This window comes from Streptomyces albidicamelliae (genome assembly GCF_025642175.1).
Taxonomy (GTDB): domain Bacteria; phylum Actinomycetota; class Actinomycetes; order Streptomycetales; family Streptomycetaceae; genus Streptomyces; species Streptomyces albidocamelliae.
The window spans coordinates 2,977,049-2,998,556 of the sequence record NZ_CP106795.1 but is presented as its reverse complement, the minus strand read 5'-3'; the positions used below and the strand labels follow the sequence as shown (position 1 = coordinate 2,998,556).

The 21,508-nt window shown below is 73.4% G+C and carries 18 protein-coding genes and 1 pseudogene; 9 read left to right on the top strand and 10 right to left on the bottom strand.

The window, feature by feature from the left end; all coding sequences use genetic code 11:
• The first annotated feature begins 24 nt into the window (after positions 1-24).
• Positions 25-1,053: a DUF916 domain-containing protein gene (locus N8I86_RS13875; protein ID WP_263277893.1), complete on the top strand. Its 1,029-nt coding sequence runs from the start codon at positions 25-27 to the stop codon at positions 1,051-1,053.
• Here the strand turns inward: N8I86_RS13875 and N8I86_RS13870 are convergent.
• Together N8I86_RS13870 and N8I86_RS13865 are read right to left on the bottom strand one after the other, a co-directional pair.
• Complete coding sequence (locus N8I86_RS13870; RefSeq protein ID WP_073893820.1) at positions 947-1,285, bottom strand: P-II family nitrogen regulator; 339 nt, start codon at positions 1,283-1,285, stop codon at positions 947-949. The genes N8I86_RS13875 and N8I86_RS13870 overlap by 107 nt on opposite strands.
• Positions 1,282-2,598 carry an ammonium transporter gene (locus N8I86_RS13865; RefSeq protein ID WP_073894156.1) on the bottom strand — a complete coding sequence of 439 codons (1,317 nt, stop codon included), beginning with the start codon at positions 2,596-2,598 and terminating at the stop codon, positions 1,282-1,284. The genes N8I86_RS13870 and N8I86_RS13865 overlap by 4 nt, the downstream gene beginning before the upstream one ends.
• A 187-nt stretch (positions 2,599-2,785) precedes the next feature.
• On the opposite strand from N8I86_RS13865, the gene era reads away from it, so the two are divergent.
• Positions 2,786-3,739, top strand: coding sequence for a GTPase Era (gene era, locus N8I86_RS13860; protein WP_073894154.1), 954 nt, complete (start codon positions 2,786-2,788; stop codon positions 3,737-3,739).
• 3 nt (positions 3,740-3,742) lie between these two features.
• Here era and N8I86_RS13855 read toward each other — a convergent pair whose 3' ends face one another.
• The gene (locus N8I86_RS13855) at positions 3,743-4,996 is read right to left on the bottom strand and encodes an MFS transporter (protein ID WP_263277892.1); all 1,254 of its coding nucleotides are present in this window, start codon (positions 4,994-4,996) and stop codon (positions 3,743-3,745) included.
• On the bottom strand, positions 4,993-6,306 hold the full coding sequence (locus N8I86_RS13850; RefSeq protein WP_073893817.1) for a GH1 family beta-glucosidase: 1,314 nt from the start codon (positions 6,304-6,306) through the stop codon (positions 4,993-4,995). The genes N8I86_RS13855 and N8I86_RS13850 overlap by 4 nt, the downstream gene beginning before the upstream one ends.
• 104 nt (positions 6,307-6,410) lie before the next feature.
• Here N8I86_RS13850 and N8I86_RS13845 point away from each other — a divergent pair, with 104 nt between their 5' ends.
• Positions 6,411-6,959 (top strand): GNAT family N-acetyltransferase, encoded by a 549-nt coding sequence (locus N8I86_RS13845; RefSeq protein ID WP_073893815.1) that lies wholly within the window; start codon positions 6,411-6,413, stop codon positions 6,957-6,959.
• An 80-nt stretch (positions 6,960-7,039) separates the two neighbouring features.
• Here N8I86_RS13845 and N8I86_RS13840 read toward each other — a convergent pair whose 3' ends face one another.
• On the bottom strand, positions 7,040-7,306 hold the full coding sequence (locus N8I86_RS13840) for a protealysin inhibitor emfourin (protein ID WP_263277891.1): 267 nt from the start codon (positions 7,304-7,306) through the stop codon (positions 7,040-7,042).
• A gap of 21 nt (positions 7,307-7,327) precedes the next feature.
• A pseudogene (locus N8I86_RS13835) lies at positions 7,328-8,397 on the bottom strand (M4 family metallopeptidase).
• A 321-nt stretch (positions 8,398-8,718) separates the two neighbouring features.
• On the opposite strand from N8I86_RS13835, the gene leuA reads away from it, so the two are divergent.
• The 6 genes from leuA (at position 8,719) to N8I86_RS13805 (ending at position 16,648) form a co-directional block, all read left to right on the top strand.
• Positions 8,719-10,440 (top strand): 2-isopropylmalate synthase, encoded by a 1,722-nt coding sequence (leuA, locus tag N8I86_RS13830; RefSeq protein WP_073893811.1) that lies wholly within the window; start codon positions 8,719-8,721, stop codon positions 10,438-10,440.
• Positions 10,441-10,624: 184 nt separating this feature from the next.
• Positions 10,625-11,320, top strand: coding sequence for a TerB family tellurite resistance protein (locus tag N8I86_RS13825; protein ID WP_073893809.1), 696 nt, complete (start codon positions 10,625-10,627; stop codon positions 11,318-11,320).
• Positions 11,321-11,477: 157 nt separating this feature from the next.
• Positions 11,478-13,553, top strand: coding sequence for an MMPL family transporter (locus N8I86_RS13820; RefSeq protein ID WP_263277890.1), 2,076 nt, complete (start codon positions 11,478-11,480; stop codon positions 13,551-13,553).
• 46 nt (positions 13,554-13,599) lie between these two features.
• Positions 13,600-14,811, top strand: a complete 1,212-nt coding sequence (locus tag N8I86_RS13815) for a sensor histidine kinase (protein WP_123437943.1) — start codon at positions 13,600-13,602, stop codon at positions 14,809-14,811.
• Positions 14,808-15,473, top strand: coding sequence for a response regulator (locus N8I86_RS13810; protein ID WP_263277889.1), 666 nt, complete (start codon positions 14,808-14,810; stop codon positions 15,471-15,473). Before N8I86_RS13815 ends, N8I86_RS13810 begins: the two co-directional genes overlap by 4 nt.
• Positions 15,470-16,648 (top strand): sialidase family protein, encoded by a 1,179-nt coding sequence (locus N8I86_RS13805; protein ID WP_263277888.1) that lies wholly within the window; start codon positions 15,470-15,472, stop codon positions 16,646-16,648. The genes N8I86_RS13810 and N8I86_RS13805 overlap by 4 nt, the downstream gene beginning before the upstream one ends.
• On the opposite strand, the gene N8I86_RS13800 is transcribed toward N8I86_RS13805, so the two are convergent.
• The 4 genes from N8I86_RS13800 to N8I86_RS13785 are packed head-to-tail and all read right to left on the bottom strand — an operon-like array spanning position 16,645 to position 21,505.
• Entirely contained in the window at positions 16,645-17,571 is a 927-nt protein-coding gene (locus tag N8I86_RS13800; protein WP_263277887.1) for a dihydrodipicolinate synthase family protein, read from the bottom strand. The genes N8I86_RS13805 and N8I86_RS13800 overlap by 4 nt on opposite strands.
• Positions 17,572-18,576 (bottom strand): oligopeptide/dipeptide ABC transporter ATP-binding protein, encoded by a 1,005-nt coding sequence (locus N8I86_RS13795; protein WP_073893801.1) that lies wholly within the window; start codon positions 18,574-18,576, stop codon positions 17,572-17,574.
• The gene (locus N8I86_RS13790) at positions 18,573-20,549 is read right to left on the bottom strand and encodes a dipeptide/oligopeptide/nickel ABC transporter permease/ATP-binding protein (RefSeq protein ID WP_263277886.1); all 1,977 of its coding nucleotides are present in this window, start codon (positions 20,547-20,549) and stop codon (positions 18,573-18,575) included. The genes N8I86_RS13795 and N8I86_RS13790 overlap by 4 nt, the downstream gene beginning before the upstream one ends.
• Positions 20,549-21,505 carry an ABC transporter permease gene (locus tag N8I86_RS13785; protein WP_073893797.1) on the bottom strand — a complete coding sequence of 319 codons (957 nt, stop codon included), beginning with the start codon at positions 21,503-21,505 and terminating at the stop codon, positions 20,549-20,551. The genes N8I86_RS13790 and N8I86_RS13785 overlap by 1 nt, the downstream gene beginning before the upstream one ends.
• Between the last annotated feature and the right edge of the window lie 3 nt (positions 21,506-21,508).

Sequence of the window (21,508 nt, the reverse complement as noted above, 5' to 3'; positions counted from 1 at the left end):
CGAGCCCACGGGGGGTCCGCACCCATGCGCAAGCCGTACGTCCTCCTCCTGAGCCTGCTCCCCCTCCTCCTCGGCGTCCTCGGTGTTCTCGGCACACCGGCACGGGCCGCCGACAACGGCAGCTGGTCCGTCTACCCGGTCGCCTCGAAGGTCGCCGCGCGCCCCTACTTCTACCTCTCCGCCGACCCCGGACAGACCCTCACCGACAAGGTCGCCGTCCAGAACAAGACCGGCCGCCCGCTCACCTTCCGGCTCTACGCGGCCGACGCCTACAACACCGCCCGCGACGGCGGGTTCGCCGTGCGCACGGTCAAGGAGCGCATGCGCGGGGTCGGCGCCTGGGCGCGGCCCGCGACGTCACGGATCACCGTGCCCGGCCACCGGACCGTCACCGTGCCGTTCACCCTGCGCGTCCCCGACGGCGCCGAACCCGGCGACCACCCCGGCGCGATCGTCGCCCTCGACGAGCGGGTCGACCCCGGCACCGGCAGACTCGCGCTCGGTGTGCGGCGGGCCGTCGGCGCCCGCGTCTACCTCCGGGTCGGCGGTCCCACGCTGGGCGCCCTGGCCGTCGAGCACCTGCGGATCGGCCACCACCAGCCCGCGATGCCCGGCTTCGGCGACAGCACGGCGACGGTCTCCTACACCCTGCGCAACACCGGGAACGTCACCCTCCACCCCAAGGCCCGGCTGACCGCGCGCGGACTGTTCGGCCGGACGCTGCTCGACCGCGAACTCACCCGGATGCCCTCCGAGCTGCTCCCCGGACAGCGGGTACGGCTCACCGAGACCTGGCAGGGGGCGCCCCAGCTCGACCGGGCCGACGTGACGCTCACCGTGCGCGCGCCGGGCACCCGGGAGTCGGCGAGCGCCTCGTTCCTCGCGCTGCCGTGGCTGCTCGCGACGCTGGTGTTCGCGGCCGGCGCGGTGACCGGGGTGCTGCTGGTCAGAGCGCGTCGGGGCCGCGCTCGCCGGTCCGCACCCGCACGACCGTCTCCACGGGTACGGACCACACCTTCCCGTCCCCGATCTTCCCCGTCTGCGCGGCCCTGACGACCGCGTCGATCACGTCGTCCGCGGCGGCGTCGTCCACCACCACCTCGATGCGCACCTTCGGCACCAGGTCGACCCGGTACTCGGCACCCCGGTACACCTCGGTGTGGCCGCGCTGCCGGCCGTAGCCGCTCGCCTCGGTCACGGTCAGGCCCTGCACCCCCAGCTCCTGGAGGGCGGTCTTGACCGAGTCCAGACGGTACGGCTTGACGATCGCGGTGATGAGCTTCATGCCTGGCTGTCGACCTTCTGCGCGCTGGTGCCGGTGAGGACGGAGTGGGAGACCGGGGCGCCGTGCCCCAGGACCCCGTGATCGTAGGCCGTCTCGGCGTGCACCGTAAGGTCCAGACCGGTGTGCTCCTGGTCCTCGCTCGCACGCAGGCCCATCACCTTGTCGAGCAGCCGGCCCAGGCCGTACGTCACGCCGAAGGCGTACAGCGCGACGGCCGCCACGGCGAGCAGCTGCCTGCCCAGCGGGACCAGCCCGCCGCCGTAGAACAGCCCTTCCGTGCCGCCGGTCATCGCCCGCTCGGCGAACAGGCCGATCAGCAGGGTGCCGATGACACCGCCGACCAGGTGCACACCGACGACGTCCAGGGAGTCGTCGTAGTTCAGCCGGAACTTCCAGCTCACCGCGTAACTGCAGACCACGCCCGCGGCGAGGCCGACCACGAGCGCGCCGAGCAGCGAGACCGTGCCGCAGGACGGCGTGATCGCGACGAGACCGGCGACCGCGCCCGAGGCGGCGCCGAGGGTGGTCGGGTGGCCGTCCCGCCTCTGTTCCACGAAGAGCCAGCCGAGCAGGCCGGTGCAGCCCGCGGCGAGGGTGTTGAGGAAGGCGGCGGCCGCGAGACCGTTCGCGCCGAGCGCGCTGCCCGCGTTGAAACCGAACCAGCCGAACCAGAGCAGACCCGCGCCGAGGATCACCATCGGCAGGTTGTGCGGGCGCATGGCGTCCTTCTTGAAACCGAGCCGCGGTCCGAGGACCAGGCACAGGGCCAGTCCGGAGGCGCCGGAGGCGATCTCGACGGGCATACCGCCGGCGAAGTCCAGGGCGCCCAGCCGGTCCACGATCCAGCCGCCCGGGCCCCACACCCAGTGGGCGACCGGAACGTATACCAGGAGGGTCCAGACCGGTACGAACACCAGCCAGGCCGAGAACTTCGCCCGGTCGGCGACGGCTCCGCTGATCAGCGCGGCGGTGACGATCGCGAAGGTGAGCTGGAAGGTCGCGAAGAGCAGGGTCGGGACCGTGCCGTGGACACCGTCCGGGCCGATCCCGCGCATGCCGGAGTGGCCGAGGCCGCCGACGAGCCCCGCGAAGGCGTCCCCGCCGAAGGCCAGCGAATATCCCGCCGCCAGCCACACCACCGTGACCAGGGCGATGGAGACGAAGCTCATCATCAGCATGTTCAGGACGCTCTTCGTGCGGACCATGCCGCCGTAGAAGAGGGCCAGGCCCGGGGTCATCAGCAGGACGAGGGCGGTCGCGGCGAGCAGCCAGGCGGTGTCGCCGGTGTTCACGTGCGCGGCGGCGAGGGTCACGGGCGTCTCCAACGGTGTGGGGGCTCGTCAGAGCGTCACGGGTGCCGGTTTCCGGTCGCGTACAGGTGTGTTTCCGTGACGTTTCGTTGCGTGCCGGTTTCCGGAAGCTCACCGCGCCGGGGGCCGGCGCGGGGCGGTCACGACGGCCGGTGCGGCGCGGTCCCGTGGATCAGGGACAATGAACGCCATGAGCGTTCGTACCCAGTCATCCGAGCAGCCGGCCGAGTCCGCCCACCGTGCCGGCTTCGCCTGCTTCGTGGGCCGCCCCAACGCGGGCAAGTCCACCCTCACGAACGCTCTGGTCGGGCAGAAGGTGGCGATCACCGCCGACCAGCCGCAGACGACGCGGCACACGGTGCGCGGCATCGTGCACCGGCCCGAAGCCCAGCTGATCCTGGTGGACACCCCGGGCCTGCACAAGCCGCGCACCCTGCTCGGCGAGCGGCTCAACGACGTCGTGCGCACGACGTGGGCCGAGGTCGACGTGATCGGCTTCTGCCTGCCGGCGAACGAGAAGATCGGTCCCGGCGACCGCTTCATCGCCAAGGAGCTGGCCGGCATCCGCAAGTCCCCGAAGGTCGCCATCGTCACGAAGACCGACCTCGTCGACTCCCGTGCCCTGGCCGAGCAGCTCATCGCGATCGACCAGCTCGGCAAGGAGCTGGGCATCGAGTGGGCGCAGATCGTCCCGGTGTCGGCGACCGCGAACAAGCAGGTCGACCTGCTGGCGGACCTGCTGATCCCGCTGCTGCCCGAGGGCCCGGCCCTCTACCCCGAGGGCGACCTCACCGACGAGCCCGAGCAGGTCATGATCGCGGAACTCATCCGCGAGGCGGCCCTGGAGGGCGTCCGCGACGAGCTGCCGCACTCCATCGCGGTGGTCGTCGAGGAGATGCTGCCGCGCGAGGACCGTCCGGCGGACAAGCCGCTGCTGGACATCCACGCCAACGTCTACATCGAGCGCCCCAGCCAGAAGGGCATCATCATCGGCCCCAAGGGCAAGCGCCTGAAGGACGTCGGCATCAAGTCCCGCCGGCAGATCGAGGCCCTGCTCGGCACGCCGGTCTTCCTCGACCTGCACGTCAAGGTCGCGAAGGACTGGCAGCGCGACCCGAAGCAGCTGCGCCGACTGGGCTTCTGAGGGTCACCGCACGCCCCGGATCCGGTTCACCAGCACCGCGCCGGCCAGGCCGACCGCCGCGGAGAACAGGTACAGCGCCCGGTAGCCGCCCAGGTGGGTCACGATCGGGGCGGCCAGGGCCGGGGCGGCCACCTGCGGGAGCGCGTTGGCCACGTTGATCACGCCCAGGTCCTTGCCCCGGTCCAGGGCCTTCGGCAGCACATCGGTCATCAGCGCGAAGTCGACCGAGGTGAACACGCCGAAGCCGACTCCCAGCACGGCCGCCGCCACGATCGCGCCCGGCCAGGTCTGCCAGCCGGCCAGCAGCGCCGTCGCCACCGCCATCAGCACGCCCGACCAGACGACGAACGGCTTGCGCCGGCCCACCCGGTCGGACCACACGCCGCCGGCCACGACCGTCGCGGTCAGGGTCAGGCTGTTGACGGCCGTCAGGATCAGCACGCCCCGGCCGGGGTCGGGATGGTGCAGGCGGTCGCGGAGGTAGTACAGCAGGTACAGCAGCACCAGCGAGTTGCCGAGGTTGATCAGGAACCGGGTCAGCCAGGCCCAGGCCAGATCCGGATGGCGGCGCGGACTCGTCCAGAACCCGGCCGCGAAGCTCCGCCAGGACCACGCCGGGCGGTCCGCGCGCGCGAGCCGCAGGTCCCGGTGGCACAGCACGTACGGCAGCACGCCCACCACCGTGAACACCGCGCAGGCCGCGTATCCGGCCCGGACGCCGCCCGCCGCCGCGGCCAGTCCCGTGCCGGCGACCACGCCGAGGATCTGCGCCGCGCCCAGCCAGCCGCCCACCGTGCCCCGCTGGAGCCGCGGCACCCGGTCGGGCACGGCCGCGGTCACCGCCGCGAAGGCCGCGTTCAGGGTGAGCTGCACCAGGCACCAGCCGGCGGCCATCGTCGCCACCCCGCCCGCGCCGGCGAGCAGCAGCAGCGCGAGCGCGCCGCCCGCCGTCCCGGCCACGATCCACGGGGTACGGCGGCCCGCCCGGGCGGTCGTCAGGTCCGACAGGGCGCCGAAGAGCGGGTTCGCGACCAGGGAGACCACCGCGCCCACGCCGGTCACCCAGGCCAGCAGCGTCTCCTTCGACATCCCGGCGCCGGGCGCGAAGTCCTCCGCCTGGGAGGCGAGCAGGATCTGCAGCGGACCGAACCAGCCCACCCAGATCGCCCCGTTGGCCAGCGACAGCGCCGCCGTCCAGCCCCGCCCCACCCGGACCGTGGGCTCGGCGAGCGCGGCCGGGGCGCCGGCGGTGGTCACTTCTGGTTCCGCAGCACGTCCCGGAACCAGTGGTAGGACGCCTTCGGGGTGCGCCGCTGGGTCGTGAAGTCGACGTGGACCAGACCGAACCGGCGGGCGTAGCCCTCGGCCCACTCGAAGTTGTCCATCAGGGACCACACGAAGTAGCCGCGCACGTCCACCCCGGCCTTCGACGCGGCGTGCAGGGCGCGCAGATGGGCGTCCAGGTAGGCGATGCGGTCCTGGTCGTCGACGCCCTCGTAGGAGCAGCCGTTCTCGGTGACGACGATCGGCGGGAGCCGGTCGCCGTAGCGTTCGCGGAAGCCGCACAGCAGCTCGGTCAGGCCCTCCGGGACGACCGGCCAGCCGAAGTCGGTCACCGGGCGCCCCTCGATCTCCCTCAGGGAGAAGGGGAGTTCGTCGGGCAGCGTCACTCCGCCGTACTCGGACTCGCCGCCTCCGGGGGCCCCGACCCGGGTCGGGGCGTAGTAGTTGACGCCGTACCAGTCGAGCGGTTCGCCGATGACCGCCAGGTCGGACTCCACGTCCCCGGGCATCAGTTCACCCATGCCGTCGGGATAGCGGCCCAGCAGGACCGGTTCGGCGAAGAGGCGGTTGAGCAGGAGGTCGTAGAAGCCGGCCGCCTCCACGTCGGCCGCCGCCCCGGAGGCGGGCCAGGTGGGGCCGTGGGAGTTGGCGATGCCGATGTCCGTCGCGCCGGCCGCGCGCAGTGCCCGCACCGCGAGCCCGTGGGCGAGGAGCTGGTGGTGGGCGGCCGGAAGGGCGTCGAAGAGCAGCTTGCGGCCGGGGGCGTGGGTGCCGAGCGCGTGCCCGAGAAGCGTGTGCTCCGCGGGCTCGTTGAGGGTGATCCAGGTGCCGACCCGGTCGCCGAGCCGTTCGGCCACCACCGACACGTACGCGGCGAAGCGGGCGGCGGTGTCCCGGCGCAGCCAGTCCAGCGAGGCGGGCAGGTCCCAGTGGAAGAGGGTGGGCACGGGGCGTACCCCGGCGGCGCACAGCTCGTCGACGAGGCGGTCGTAGAAGTCGAGTCCGCCGGGGGAGTTCACCCGGGGCCAGGAGACGGAGAAGCGGTAGGCGTTCACGCCGAGCCCGGCGAGGAGCGCCACGTCCTCCCGGTAGCGGTGGACGTGGTCGCAGGCGACCGCCGCCGTCGAACCGTCCTTCACCCGCCCGGGGACGTCCGTGAAGTCGTCCCACACGGACCGCTCGCGGTCCTCGGCCGCGCCCTCGATCTGGTGGGCGGAGGTCGAGACACCCCACAGGAAGCCGTCCGGGAAGCGGGGCATCGGATCGCCTGCGTCAGTCGCCATGGCCGGATCATCCTTACCCCAGGTAACTCACGTCAACGCCCGTGCTCGAAGCACTGGTTGGCGTGAGCGAGCCGCGGCCCCGCGGAGAGTTCTATGATCACCGGATGATCGAAGGCAAGCTCGTGCGACTGCGCGCCCTGCGCGCCGAGGACCTGGACGCCCAGCTGCGCTGGCGCAACGACCCGGAGGTGGCCCACTGGGCGACCGGCGGCCATCCAGGCTTCGGCCCGGTGACCCGTGCCGCCATGGAGCGGTTCCACGAGGGCCGCCTGCGCGAGGACCCGCGCGACGGCGCCACCTTCACCGTCGAGGAGCTCGGCGGCGGCCGGCCGGTCGGCATGGCCGACTACCGGGGCCTGGACCCGTTCGCCGGGCGGGCCACGGTCGGGATCACCATCGGCGAGCGGGACCTGTGGGGCACCGGCCACGGCGGTGAGGCGCTGTCGCTGCTGCTGGACCACCTGTTCGGCGCCTGCCGGCTGCACCGGGTCGAGCTGGAGACCTGGAGCGGGAACGAGCGCGCCCAGCGGGCGTTCCGCCGCCTGGGCTTCACCGAGGAGGGGCGCCGCCGGGCGGCGGTGCTCGTGGGCGGCGAGTGGCACGACGAGGTGCTCTTCGGGCTCCTGCGCGAGGAGTGGGAAGCGGCCCGCTGAGACGTGGGGAAGCGGCCCGCTGAGGTGTGGCGGGGCGCTGAGGTGTGGAGGGGCGCTGAAACGGGGTGGGGCGCCCTCCGTCAGGCGCCCTCCTTCAGCACCCGGGAGACCAACTCCCGCTCCGGCTCGCTGAGTCGGGGATCGGCCGCGTGGACCGTGCGGCCGTCCACCGTGATCTCGTAGCGGAAGCCGTCGGGGACGCCGGCGGGCGGAGCGGCCCGGCCGGACGCGAGGACGCGTTCGGCCAGGCTCTCCCACTCGTGGGCGTCCGCGCGGCCCGAGGTGTCCATCTCGGCCAGGCGCTCGATGCCCGCGAAACCGCCCGTGCGCCGTACTCGAATTCGCATGGGTCCCTGTGTAGTACGGAACTACAGCGTCCGCACCCCGACCTGTTCCCAGGACTTCTGCACGGCCTGGAGTTCGTCCCCGGCGCCGTACCGCTCGCGGGCCGCCTTCACCGTCAGCGTGGCGAAGTCGGCGAACAGGGCGTCCGCCTTCAGTTCACCGCCGGTCAGCACGTCGTACCAGATCTGCCCGGTCTTCTCCCAGGCGTAGCCGCCGAGGGCGCTCGCGGCCAGGTAGAAGGCGTGGTTCGGGATGCCGGAGTTGATGTGCACGCCGCCGTTGTCGCGGCCGGTGCGGACGTAGTGCTCCATGGTGGCCGGCTGCGGGTCCTTGCCGAGGACGTCGTCGTCGTACGCCGTGCCCGGGGCCTTCATCGAGCGCAGGGCGGTGCCGGTGACGCGCGGGGCGAGGAGCCCGGCGCCGATCAGCCAGTCGGCCTCGGCGGCGGTCTGGCCGAGCGTGTACTGCTTGATCAGCGAGCCGAAGACATCGGACAGCGACTCGTTGAGCGCCCCGGACTGCCCGAAGTACTCCAGGTTCGCGGTGTGCTGGGTGACGCCGTGGGTCAGCTCGTGCCCGATGACGTCCACCGGGATGGTGAAGTCGAGGAAGATCTCGTTGTCACCGTCGCCGAACACCATCTGCTCGCCGTTCCAGAAGGCGTTGTCGTACCCCTCGCCGAAGTGGACCGTGGCGTCGAGGGGCAGCCCCTCGTCGTCGATGGAGTGCCGGCCGTACGCCTTCAGGTACAGGTCGAAGGTGGCGCCGAGGCCCGCGTAGGCGCGGTTGACGGTGGCGTCGGAGCCGGCCTCCGAGCCCTCCCCGCGGACCTCGGTGCCGGGCAGGTCCTGGGTGTGGCCGGCGTCGTAGATCGTGCGCTGCGGCCGGTCGGCGGCGCCGCCGGCCGGCGCGGCGGCGGCGGCGCGCCGATCACCGTGGTCAGGCGGCGCTTGGTGCGCTGGTAGGCGTCGTGCTCCAGGGACCGGCGGGCCGGTCCGGACAGTCCGGGGTCCTCGGCCCGGGCGAGCCGGTCGAGGACGTGGGGCGGCACGATCGTGCAGAAGACGGGCACAGAGCCCCCGTTGGTCGTCATGCCCGGCACCTTTGCACTGCGTGACAGTGATGTCACTACTCGCAACCATGATTGGTGAAATACCGGGACACCGAGCGCCACGCAGCGTGACGATGTGGTACGGCGCACTTTTTGTCCATTTTGTGACACCGGTCCCGCATACTGGAACGAACCCACCTCGTCCGCGACGGCTCGGCTAGGCTGCGGAGCATCATGCGTTACGGGCTGCTTCTTCTTAGCTGCCGCGGCGAGGGCCTGTAGTCGAGGCCGACTCCCTCCCCGCGGAGCTTGGCGTTGCGTCGTCGGCCGTCCTTCCGGTCATCCAGAGGAGCCTTACGCATCATGGCCAACCGCCAGCAGCCCAGTTCCATGCCGATCCACAAGTACGGCCGCTACGAGCAGGTCGACCTCCAGGACCGCACCTGGCCCGAGAAGCGGATCACCGCCGCCCCCCGCTGGCTCTCCACCGACCTGCGCGACGGCAACCAGGCCCTGATCGACCCGATGTCGCCCGAGCGCAAGCGCCGGATGTTCGACCAGCTGGTCGCCATGGGCTACAAGGAGATCGAGGTCGGCTTCCCCGCCTCCGGCCAGACCGACTTCGACTTCGTGCGCTCGATCATCGAGGAGGAGGGCGCGATCCCGGACGACGTCACGATCTCCGTACTGACCCAGGCCCGCGAGGACCTGATCGAGCGGACCGTGGAGTCCCTGAAGGGCGCCCGGCGGGCCACCGTCCACCTGTACAACGCCACCGCCCCGGTCTTCCGCCGGGTGGTCTTCCGCGGCTCCAAGGACGACATCAAGCAGATCGCCGTCGACGGCACCCGTCTGGTGATGGAGTACGCCGAGAAACTGCTGGGCCCCGAGACCGAGTTCGGCTACCAGTACAGCCCCGAGATCTTCACCGACACCGAGCTGGACTTCGCCCTGGAGGTCTGCGAGGCGGTGATGGACGTCTACCAGCCGGGCCCGGGCCGCGAGATCATCCTCAACCTGCCGGCCACGGTGGAGCGTTCGACCCCGTCGACGCACGCGGACCGCTTCGAGTGGATGGGCCGCAACCTGTCCCGCCGCGAGCACGTCTGCCTGTCGGTCCACCCGCACAACGACCGCGGCACGGCCGTCGCCGCCGCCGAGCTCGCGCTGATGGCCGGCGCCGACCGCGTCGAGGGCTGCCTGTTCGGCCAGGGCGAGCGCACCGGCAACGTCGACCTGGTCACCCTGGGCATGAACCTGTTCTCCCAGGGCGTCGACCCGCAGATCGACTTCTCCGACATCGACGAGATCCGTCGTACGTGGGAGTACTGCAACCAGATGGAGGTCCACCCGCGCCACCCGTACGTGGGCGACCTGGTCTACACGTCCTTCTCCGGCTCCCACCAGGACGCCATCAAGAAGGGCTTCGACGCCATGGAGGCCGAGGCGAGCGCCACGGGCGTCACCGTCGACGACATCGAGTGGGCGGTGCCGTACCTGCCGATCGACCCGAAGGACGTCGGCCGCTCCTACGAGGCCGTCATCCGCGTCAACTCGCAGTCCGGCAAGGGCGGTGTCTCCTACGTCCTGAAGAACGACCACAAGCTGGACCTGCCGCGCCGGATGCAGATCGAGTTCTCCAAGCTCATCCAGGCGAAGACGGACGCCGAGGGCGGCGAGATCACGCCGAAGGACATCTGGGCCGTCTTCCAGGACGAGTACCTGCCGAACCCCGAGAACCCCTGGGGCCGCATCCAGGTCAGGACCGGCCAGTCGACCACCGACACCGACGGCGTGGACACCCTGACCGTGGAGGCCACCGTCGACGGCGAGGACACCGTCCTGACCGGTTCCGGCAACGGTCCGATCTCGGCCTTCTTCGACGCGCTGGAGTCCGTCGGCGTCGACGTACGCCTGCTGGACTACCAGGAGCACACGATGAGCGAGGGCGCCTCCGCGCAGGCCGCCTCCTACATCGAATGCGCGATCGGCGACAAGGTTCTGTGGGGCATCGGCATCGACGCGAACACGACGCGTGCTTCACTGAAGGCGGTCGTCTCCGCGGTGAACCGCGCGGCCCGCTGACCCCTCTGACCGGCTGTTTCGTCGCCCTGACCGCTGTGAACGGCGGCCAGGGCGACGTCGATTGTCGGCCACCGAACCCCCCAGGTCACGGAAAGGTCTCGTACGGGGTACTGACTCCGCCTCCCTGATGTGGCTAACATCACGCCAGCGCGGCGATGTTGCCGTGCGGTTACGGAGGTGCGACGTGCTGCCAGTACGGGGACGAGACGGCCGTGCCGCCAGGGCTGCGCGCATCCTGGGCACCCGCACCGCATGGACACCCGTGGGCGACGGCGAGTTCTTCTGCCCCGGCTGCGGAGGCGACCGCAACTACCAGCGGCTCACCGGGCGCCGCCGCCTCACCCTGCTGGGCGTGCCGCTGCTGCCGCGCGGGGTGACCGGGCCGGTCGTGGAATGCGCTTCCTGTCACCGCCACCACGGCACGGAAGCCCTCGACCACCCCACCACCCGCCGCTTCTCCACGATGCTCCGCGACGCCGTGCACACCGTCGCCCTCGCCGTCCTCACCGCGGGCGGCACCAGCTCCCGTACGGCCCTGGAGACGGCCGCCGGCACGGTACGCGCGGCCGGCTTCGACGACTGCACCGAGGACCAGCTGGCCGCCCTGGTCGAGGCGCTCGCCGCCGACACCGGCCGGGTGTTCGAGCAGCCCTGCGGCGCGAGCCTGACCATAGAGCTGCACGAGGCCCTGGACCCGCTCGCCCCGCACCTCGCCCCGGCCGGCCGGGAGGCCCTGCTCCTCCAGGCCGCCCGCATCGCCCTCGCCGACGGCCCCTACACCCCCGCCGAACGCGACGCCCTCACCACCGTCGGCGCGGCACTGACCATCTGCGCCGACGACGTCACCCGTCTGCTGGCGGCCGCCCGCACCCCCTCCTGAGCGCCGCCGCCCGCTACTCCCCGGGGAGTAGCGGGGCGCGCCGGCCACCCCCGGCAGTACCGGCGAACTCGCCCCCTCGTCCGACGATCGCCGCCGTTCCCGGCGGAAGTCTGGAGCCGTGTCCAGACATCCGTACCGGAGGGGAGGCCCGATCCTCATGGGGGCCGCGACAACACGTGCGACACGCGGGCGGCGGGGGCTGCCGTGGCTGGTGGTGGGACTGTGGGTGGTCCTGCTGGCCGTCGCTGCACCGTTCGCCGCCAGGCTGGGCGACGTCCAGCGCGACCGCGCCACCGACTACCTCCCGGCGTCCGCCGACTCCACCCAGGTCGCCGAGCTCCAGGACCGTCTGCCGGGCGGTGAGACCACCGAGCTGGTCCTCGTCTACCACCGCGCCGACGGACTCACCGCCGCCGACCGGGCCACGGCGGCCGGACAGGTCGCCGCCGTCGCCCACCGGCACACCCTGACCGGCACCCCGCGCGGCGTCCCGTCCGCCGACGGCACCACCCTCGTGTACCCGGTCGGCAGCAACGAGCCCGGCACGGACGAGAAGAAGCGCGACGCGTTCGTGGCCGACGTCCGCCGACTCGCCCACGGCGAGGGCGGGCTGACGGTACGGGCCGGCGGCCCGGCCGCCCTCGCCACCGACGCCTCCGGCGTGTACGCCTCCCTCGGCGGCCCGCTGCTCTACACCACCGTCGGCGTCGTCGCCGTCCTGCTCGTCCTCATCTACCGCAGCCCGCTGCTGTGGCTGGTCCCGCTCACCGTCGCCGGGCTCTCCGACTTCCTGGCCCGCGCCGCCGCCTACGGCCTGAACCAGGCCTTCGGCACCACCGTCTCCGGTCAGAGCGCCGGCATCATGACCATCCTCGTCTTCGGCGCCGGCACCGACTACGCCCTGCTCCTCGTCGCCCGCTACCGCGAGGAACTACGCCGCCACGAACTGCCCCACGACGCCATGCGGGCGGCGCTGCGCGGCTGCGGGCCCGCCGTCCTCGCCTCCTCCGGCACGGTCGCCGCGGGCCTGCTGTGCCTGCTCGCCGCCGACCTCAACTCCAGCCGCGGCATGGGCCCGCTCGGCACCGTCGGCGTGCTGTGCGCCCTGGCCGCGATGCTCACCCTGCTGCCGGCCCTCCTGGTGCTGCTGGGCCGCCGCGTGTTCTGGCCGCTCGTGCCCGCCCACGGCAGCACGCCCGTGGCCCGCCGCTCCCTGTTCGCGGCGATGGGCTCCTCCGCCGGGCGCCGCCCGCTGACCGTCCTCGCCACCGGCGCCGCCCTGCTCGGCGCCCTCGCGCTCGGCACCCTCTCCCTGCCCGGCACCCTCAAGCAGCTGGACACCTTCGTGGACAGGCCCGACTCCGTCACCGCGATGGAGACCGTCGCCGCGGCCTACCCGGAGCGCTCCGCGCAGCCCATCGAGGTGCTGACCCCGGCCGCGCGCGCCGACGCGGCCCTGACCGCCGTCCGGGACACCCGGGGAGTGGCGGACGCGCGGCGGGGCCGTACCGGCGGCGGCTGGACCGAGATCACGGTGACCGCCTCCGCCCCGCCCCAGTCCGCCGCCGAGACCGCCACCATCGAGGCCCTGCGCCACCGGCTGCCCGGCTCCCACGTGGGCGGGCCCAGCGCCCAGCAGCTCGACCTGCGCGACACCGACGCCCGCGACCGCACGGTGGTCGTCCCCCTCGTGCTGCTGTCCGTGCTGCTGATCCTGGCCGCCCTGCTGCGCTCCCTCGTCGCCCCGCTCGTCCTGGTGGCCGCCGTGGTCGCCGTGTGGGGCGCGGCCCTCGGCCTCGGCGGGCTCGTCTTCGGGCCGCTGTTCGGCTTCCACGGCACCGATCCCGGACTCGCCCTGCTGTCGTTCGTGTTCCTGGTCGCCCTCGGCGTCGACTACGGCATCTTCCTCATGCACCGGATGCGGGAGGAGTCGCTGCGGGGGAGCGAGCCGGCCGAGGCCGCGCTCACCGCGCTGCGCACCACCGGCGGGGTCATCGCCTCCGCCGGGCTGGTCCTGGCCGCCACCTTCGCCGTGCTGACGAACATGGGCCTCGTGCCCCTGGTCGAGCTGGGCTTCGTCATCGCCGCCGGCGTGCTGCTCGACACCTTCCTCGTCCGCACCTACCTGGTGACCAGCGCGAGCGTGGCACTCGGGCGCCGGGTGTGGTGGCCGGGGCGGCTGTCCCGGGCGCCGTCCGCCGCCCCCCGGCGCGTCCCGGAACCCGTGGCCTGACCCCCGGGCACCCCTGCCCTCGGCGGGGGTGCCCGCCTACCGGAGGATGAACCCCGTGCAGGCAACCATCACCGCCCCCCGGCCCCGACGGGCCTTCGCGTCCCCGGCCCCCCCGCGGCAGGACGCGTGCCTCGCCGCCGGACTCGCCGCGCTCGCCTCCCTCATCGCCGTCACCCTCGGCACCGGCCGTCACCCGGACGCCCTCGGCTGGGCCCTGCTGCTCGCCCTCCACGTGCCGCTGGCCTGGCGCCGGCGGGCCCCCCTGACCGCGCTGACGGTCATGATCGCGCTGATCGCCGGCTACCACCAGCTCGACTACAACCACTCCGCGCCGACCGCCGCCTCCATGGTCATCCTCTACACCGTCGCGGCCGGCGGCAGCCCGCGGCGCACGGCCGTCATCGGCGTCTCGGTCGTCGCGCTCATGGTCGTCCTGAAGATCGACCACGGTGTGGCCGGGCTGACGGTGACCTTCCAGATCACCGGCTGGATCGTCTCCATGCTCGTCCTCGGCGGCTACCTCCGCGTCCACCGGGAGAACGCCGCCGCCGCGCTGGAACGGGCCGAGCGCGCCGAACGCACCCGCGAGGAGGAGGCCCGCCGCCGGGTCGCCGAGGAGCGCCTGCGCATCGCCCGCGACCTGCACGACCTGCTCGCCCACAGCATCACCCTCATCGGCGTGCAGACCTCGGTCGCCGCGCACGTCCTGGCCGCCGACCCCGACCGCCTCGACCGGACGGCCGTCGCCCGCTCCCTGGACGACATCGCCGAGACCTGCCGCACGGCCCGCGGTGAACTGCGCACCACCCTGGAGGTGCTGCGCGACCCCGGCACCCCGGACGCCCGCGGCCCGCTGCCCGGCCTGCACGGCCTCACCGACCTGGCGAAGGCGGCGGGCGTGACCGCGGAACTCACGGTCCGGGCCGGCGAGGTGCCGCCCGCCGTCGGTGCCGCCGCCTACCGGATCGTCCAGGAGGCCCTCACCAACGCGGTGCGCCACGGTGGCCGGGACGACCTGACCGTGCGGGTGCGGGTGCACGAAGAGGAGCAGGCCGAGGGCTCGGTGCGCGCCCTGCGCGTCCGGGTCACCGACGACGGCACGGGCGGAGCCGCCGCCGACGGGCGGCCGCCCGGGTTCGGGCTCGTCGGCATGCGGGAACGCGCCCGCAGCGTCGGCGGCACCGTCGAGGCCGGACCGCGCGCCGACGGACCGGGCTTCGAGGTGAGCGCCGTACTGCCGCTGGGGGAGACCCGATGATCAGAGTCCTGCTCGCCGACGACCAGACCCTCGTGCGGGCCGCGTTCGCGATGCTCGTCGAGTCCGCGCCGGACATGCTGGTCGTGGGCCAGGCGGCCACCGGCGCGGAGGCCGTCGCACTCGCCCGCACCGCACGCGCCGACGTGGTGCTGATGGACGTCCGCATGCCCGGCCTCGACGGCATCGAGGCCACCCGGCGCATCGCCGCCGACGAGGACCTGGCCGGGGTCCGGGTGCTGGTCCTCACCACCTACGACACCGACGAGAACATCGTCGACGCCCTGCGGGCCGGCGCCTCCGGCTTCCTGGTGAAGGACACCCGCCCGGCCGACCTGCTCGACGCGATCCGCACGGTCGCCGCCGGCGAGGCACTGCTCTCGCCCGGGCCCACCGCGCGGCTGATCGAGCGGTTCCTGCGAAGCCCCACGGCCCCGCACACGGGCGGCCCCGAGTGCCTGTCGGACCGGGAGCGTCAGGTGCTGACCCTGGTCGCCCGGGGCCTCAACAACGCCGAGATCGCCGAGGCGTTGGGGCTGAGCCCGCTCACCGCGAAGACCCACGTCAGCCGGATCATGGGCAAGCTCGGCGCCCGCGACCGGGCCCAGCTCGTCATCGTGGGCTACGAGTCGGGGCTGGTGATTCCGGGGAGCATGGGTGCGTGACACCGCTGAACCGCACCCTCCTCACCACCCTCGCGTTCCTCACCTCGCTCACCGTCCACCCGCCCGCGCACGCCGCGGCCGGCTGCGTCTCCTCCGCGCCGTACGTGTCCGGGCAGGGCGGTTACGCCACCTACCGCATCCCCGCCACGGTCCGGACCCGACACGGCACCGTCCTCGCCTTCGCCGAGGGCCGGCACGACGGCGCGGGCGACACCGGCGACATCGACGTCGTGCTGCGCCGCTCCACCGACGGTGGCTGCACCTGGGGCCGGCTGCGGGTGGTGGCCGCGGGTGACGGCGACACCCGGGGCAACCCCGCGCCGGTGGTGGACCCGCGCACCGGCGCCGTCGTCCTCGTGACCTGCGCCAACAGCGGGAAGGTGACCGAGGCGCAGATCATGCGCGGCGAGGCCGCGCCCGCATCGGGCCGCCGGGTGTTCGTGCAGCGCAGCCGGGACGACGGCCGCCACTTCACCCCGCCGCGCGACATCACGGCCGAGGCCGGGCGGCCGGACTGGCGCTGGTACGCCACCGGACCCGGCCACGCCGTCGCCCTCACCCGGGGCCCGCACGCCGGGCGGCTGGTCGTCCCCGCGAACCACTCCACCGCCCCGCCCGCCGGCTCCGGCGACACCGGCCGGGAACCCCGCCACTACGGCGGCAACGCGCTCTACAGCGACGACGGCGGCCGCACCTGGCGGCTCGGCTTCGTGACCGGCGGCCACGACGGCGTCACCAACCCCAACGAGACCACCGCGACCCAGCTCACCGACGGCCGGCTGTACTTCAGCTCCCGCGACCAGAACGGCAGCGCTCCCGGGAACCGCCTGGACACCTACTCCGGCGACGGCGGCGCCACCCTCGACCGCCCCTACGCCCCCCAGCCCACCCTGGACGACGTGCCGATGGTCGAGGGCAGCGTCCTGCAACTCGACGGCCCCGACCGGCGGTTGCTGTTCTCGGCGCCCTCCGTACCGGCGGCCCGCCGCGCCATGGCGCTCTGGTCCAGCGCCGACGCCGGCCGCACCTTCACCAGGCTGCTCACCGTCTCGGACCGGCCGGCCGCCTACTCGGACCTGGTGCCCCTCGGCGACGGCACGCTCGGCATCCTCTACGAGACCGGCACCACCGGCCCCTACGACGCCATCGAGTTCCGCAGACTCCGCCTGCCCTAGAGCAGTCCGGCCGCCGCCAGGTGTTTGCCGATCCGCTCGACCTCCTCGCCCGACAGCGGGACCTGCGGTTCCGCCGTCACCGGGCAGTCGATGATCCCACGCAGGTGCAGCGCCGCCTTGAACGCGCCCAGCGCCGCCGAACTGCCGCCCATCCGGGCCGGATCGCCGACGGCGGTGACGGCGAACAGCGCGCACAGCCGCTCCTGCTCGGTCCGCGCGCCCTCCCAGTCGCCGGCCCGGCACTGGCGGTAGAGGCGGACGTAACCGTGCGGGTCGACGTTGGCGAGGCCCGGCACGGCACCGTCGGCGCCCAGCGCGAGCGCGGAGTCGGCGATCAGCTCCGAGCCGGTCAGCACGCTGAACCCGGCGTGGCCGCGGGCGCCGGTGACGAGCTCCCGGAAGGCCGCCAGGTCCCCGCTGGAGTCCTTGATCCCGGTCAGCACGCCGTCCCCGGCGAGCCCCAGCACCAGGTCGGCGGGGAGCTTGGTGTGCACGGCCACCGGGATGTCGTAGGCGATCACCGGGATCGGGCTGACGGCGGCGATCCGGCGGTAGTGGTGGACGATCTCCGCGCGGTGGGTGCGGGCGTAGAACGGGGCGGTGACGACGACGGCCTGCGCGCCGGCCGCGGTGACCGCCGAGACGTGGTCCAGGACGCGCGGGGTGGTCATGTCGATGGCCCCGGCCAGCACCGGCAGCTGGCCGGCCACGTGCGCCGTCACGGCCGCCACGACCTGGGTGCGCTGCCGGTCCGTCAGGAAGGCCGCCTCCGAGGTCGAGCCGAGCAGGAACAGCCCGTGCACCCCCGCCTCCACCAGGTGGTCGACCAGCCGGAGCAGCGAGCGCAGGTCCACCTCGCGCTCCGGCGTCAGGGGGGTGCAGACGGGCGGGACGACACCGGTCAGCGGGGCGGGGAAGGTCATTCAGGGCTCCTGGCGTGCTAGGTCTCGGGTCGGCTGGTCCTCCTGGACAGGATGGTGACAGCGGAACCGGTGTCCGGGGCGTGACGCGGCCGAGAAGTCCGGCATCGCCCCGGCGCACACGTCGTCGGCCTTCCAGCAGCGGGTGCGGAACGGGCAGCCGCTCGGCGGGCGGGTCGCGGACGGCACCGGCCCGGTCAGCGGGATCGGGTCGACCGGGTCCAGCAGACCCGGCGTGGCGGAGAACAGGGCGCGGGTGTACGGGTGCCGGGCGCTGTCGGTGACCCGGTCGGCCGGGGTCTCCTCCACGATCCGGCCCAGGTACATGGTGATCACTCGGTCGCTCATCCGCCGGACCGTCTGGATGTCGTGGCTGACGAACACCAGGGCGAGCCCCAGGCGGTCCTTCAGGTCCAGCAGCAGGTTCAGGATCTGCGCGCGGACCGAGACGTCCAGGGCGCTGGTCGGCTCGTCGGCGATCACCAGGGCCGGGTCGAGGGCGAGCGCCCGGGCGATCGCGACGCGCTGCCGCTGCCCGCCCGACAGCTGCCCCGGCAGGGCGTCCGCGAGGGCGCGGGGCAGCCCCACCAGAGCCATCAGCTCACGGACCCGGTCCTCCCGTTCGGCGCGGGTGCCGCGACCGTGGACGTCCAGCGGGTCGCGCAGGACACGGCCGACCGGCAGCCGGCGGTTCAGGGCGGTCGACGGGTCCTGGAAGATCATGCCGGTGCCCGCGCCGACCGCGGTCCGGCGTTCGGCGGGCGTCATCGACCACAGGTCGCGGCCCCGGTACGACACCGTCCCCGACGTCGGCCGCTGGATGCCCACGAGCACCTTCGCCAGCGTCGACTTGCCGCACCCCGACTCCCCGACCACCCCGACCGTCTCACCGGCGCCCACCGTGAGATCGGCGCCGGTCAGGGCGTACACCCGGGCACGGGCGAACAGCCCGCCGCCGCGCGCCTTGTGGACGACGTGCGCGTCCCGGACCTCCACGACAGCGGTCACTGCAGGGCCTCCTCGCTCTCCGCCGACGTCAACGCGACCGCCGGGTGGTGGCAGGCCGCCGTGTGCAGGGGCGGACCCGTGAGGACCGGCGCGGTCGTGTGACACACCCGGGTCGCCAGCGGGCAGCGGTCGGCGAACCGGCAGCCCGCCGGGAAGTCCGCCGGGGCGGGGACGACGCCCTTGATCTGCGTCATCCGCTCCTCGGCCGACTCCAGCGAGAGCACACTGCCGAGCAGACCGCGCGTGTAGTGGTGGGCCGGCGCCGCCACCAGCTCGGCGGTCACCCTGCTCTCCACGATCTGCCCGCCGTACATCACCACCACCCGGTCGGTGACGTCGGCGACCAGCGCCAGATCGTGCGAGACCAGGATCAGGGCGAAGCCGAGCTCCGCGCGCAGCCGCAGCAGCAACTCCATGACCTGCGCCTGCACGGTGACGTCCAGCGCGGTCGTCGGCTCGTCGGCGACGATCAGACCCGGCTCGCGGGAGAGGGCCATGGCGATCAGCACCCGCTGGCGCTGGCCGCCGGAGAGTTCGTGCGGGTAGCTGCGCAGGGTCCGCTCCGGATCCAGGCCGACCAGCGCCAGCAGCTCCCGCGGGCTGCGCCGGCCCCCGCGGCGGACGAGCTGCTTCAGCTGCGCCCGGACGGTCATGGCCGGGTTCAGGGCGGACAGGGCGTCCTGGTGGACCATCGCCATCTCGTGGCCGAGCAGCCGCCGCCGGACCCGCATCGGCTCGGCGAGCAGATCGCGCTGCCGGAAGCGGATCTGGCCGCCGACGCGCGCGCTCCCCGGCTGGAGCCCCATCACCGTGAGCGCGGTCAGCGACTTCCCGCACCCCGACTCGCCCACCAGGCCGAGCACTTCGCCCGGATACACCTCGAAGCCGACGCCGGCGACGACGTCCACGCCCCGGTGCCGGTCCGGGAAGCCGATGGTGAGGTTCTCCACCGCGAGCACCGGCGGGCCGCCGCGGCCGGGCAGCGGCCGGGCACGGGCGCGCAGCCGCCGGGCGGCCTCCGGCAGGCCGGGCAGCCGGAGCACCTCGCCACCGCCCGGCTCCGCCGTCCGGGGCCGTTCCTCGGGCACCGCGACCTCCCGGGGCGCCGGTGCCGCCCACGCGTCGGACACCCCCTCGGAGAGGATGTTCAGCGAGAGCACGGTGAGCAGGATCAGCAGGCCCGGGAAGACGGTCGCCCACCAGCCGCCGGTCAGCACCATGTTCTTGCCGTCGGCGATGACACTGCCCCAGGACGGGTCGGGGGGCCGTACGCCCGCGCCGATGAAGGACAGCGACGCCTCGAAGACGATCGCCTCGGCCACCTGGACCGTGCAGAACACCAGGACCGGGGCCGCGCAGTTGACGGCCACGTGGCGCAGCACGATGTGCGGGGTCCGGGCGCCGATGACCCGCTCGGCGGTGACGTAGTCCTCACCGTACTGGTCGAGGACGTTGGCCCGGACGACGCGGGCCACGGGCGGGGTGAACAGGAAGGCGATGGCACAGATCAGCACGCCGATGCCGCCGCCGAACACGGCCACCAGCACGGCCGCGAGCGCGATGCCCGGGAACGCCATCACCACGTCCAGACAGCGCATCAGCGTCTCGTCGGCCGCCCTGCGGGAGGTCGCGGCGAGGGCGCCGAGCAGCGCGCCGGCGACCAGGGCGAGCGCGGTGGCGCCCAGCCCGATCGCCAGCGACCAGCGGGCGCCGTACATCAGCCGGCTGAGGACGTCTCGGCCCAGGCTGTCCTGGCCCATCCAGTGCGCGGCCGACGGGTGGCCGGTGCCGTCCACCGGGTCCTGCTGGTCGAGCGGATCGTGCGGGGCCAGCAGGGGGGCGAGGACGGCGACCAGGACGACGCAGCCCAGGAAGCAGACCGCGATCCGGGACGACAGCGGCAGCCGGCGCCGGCCGCGCAGCCGGACGCCGGGCCGCGAGAGCCGTTCGGCAAGACGCGCGCGCGTGACCATCAGGCCGCCCTCAGACGTGGGTTGACCAGCAGATACAGGATGTCGATGACGAGGTTGACGACGACGAACCCGGTGGCGGTGGTGAGCACCACCCCCTGCACCACCGCGGGATCGCCGTTCTGCACGGCGTCGATCATCAGCTTGCCCATGCCGGGCAGCGAGAAGATCGTCTCGATGACGACGGCACCGCCGAGGAGGTAGCCGACGCGCAGCCCCAGCACGGTCAGCGGGTTGACCAGCGCGTTCCTGAGGACGTTGCGGCCGACGACGACCCGCGGCGGCAGCCCGCCGCCGATCGCCGTGCGGACGTAGTCCTTGTCCAGCTCCTCCACCACCGACGTCCGCACGATCCGGGTCAGCTGGGCGGCCACCGGCAGCGAGAGGGCGAAGGCGGGCAGCGCCATCGTCCGCAGCCAGCCGGTGACCGAGTCGGCCGGATTGATGTACCCGCCGGTCGGGAACCAGCCCCGGTCCACCGCCAGGTACTGGATCATCAGCAGCGCCAGCCAGAACCCGGGTGCGGCGACCCCGACCAGCGAGACGACCCGGACGACGTGGTCCGGCACCCGGTCCCGGTGGACGGCCGCGGTGATCCCGCCGGCCAGCGCCAGCACCACCGCGATGCCCAGGCCCAGGAAGGTCAGCTGGAGGGTGAGCGGCAGCGCGGTGGTCACCTGGTCGACGACCGGGGCCCGGGTCAGGGCGCTGGTGCCGAGGTCGCCGTGCAGCAGGTCGCCGACGAAGTGGGCGTACCGCACGGGCAGCGGATCCAGCAGCCCGTTGCGCTCCCGGAAGTCGTGCAGCTGCCGCGGGGTCGGACTGGCGCCCTGGAAGAACGCGGACGCCGGGTCCACGTCGGAGAACCGCATCACCAGGAACACGAACAGCACGATGCCGAGCAGCAGCGGTACCAGCAGGGCGACCCGGCGCAGCAGGATCCGTACGACGGCCGTCATGCC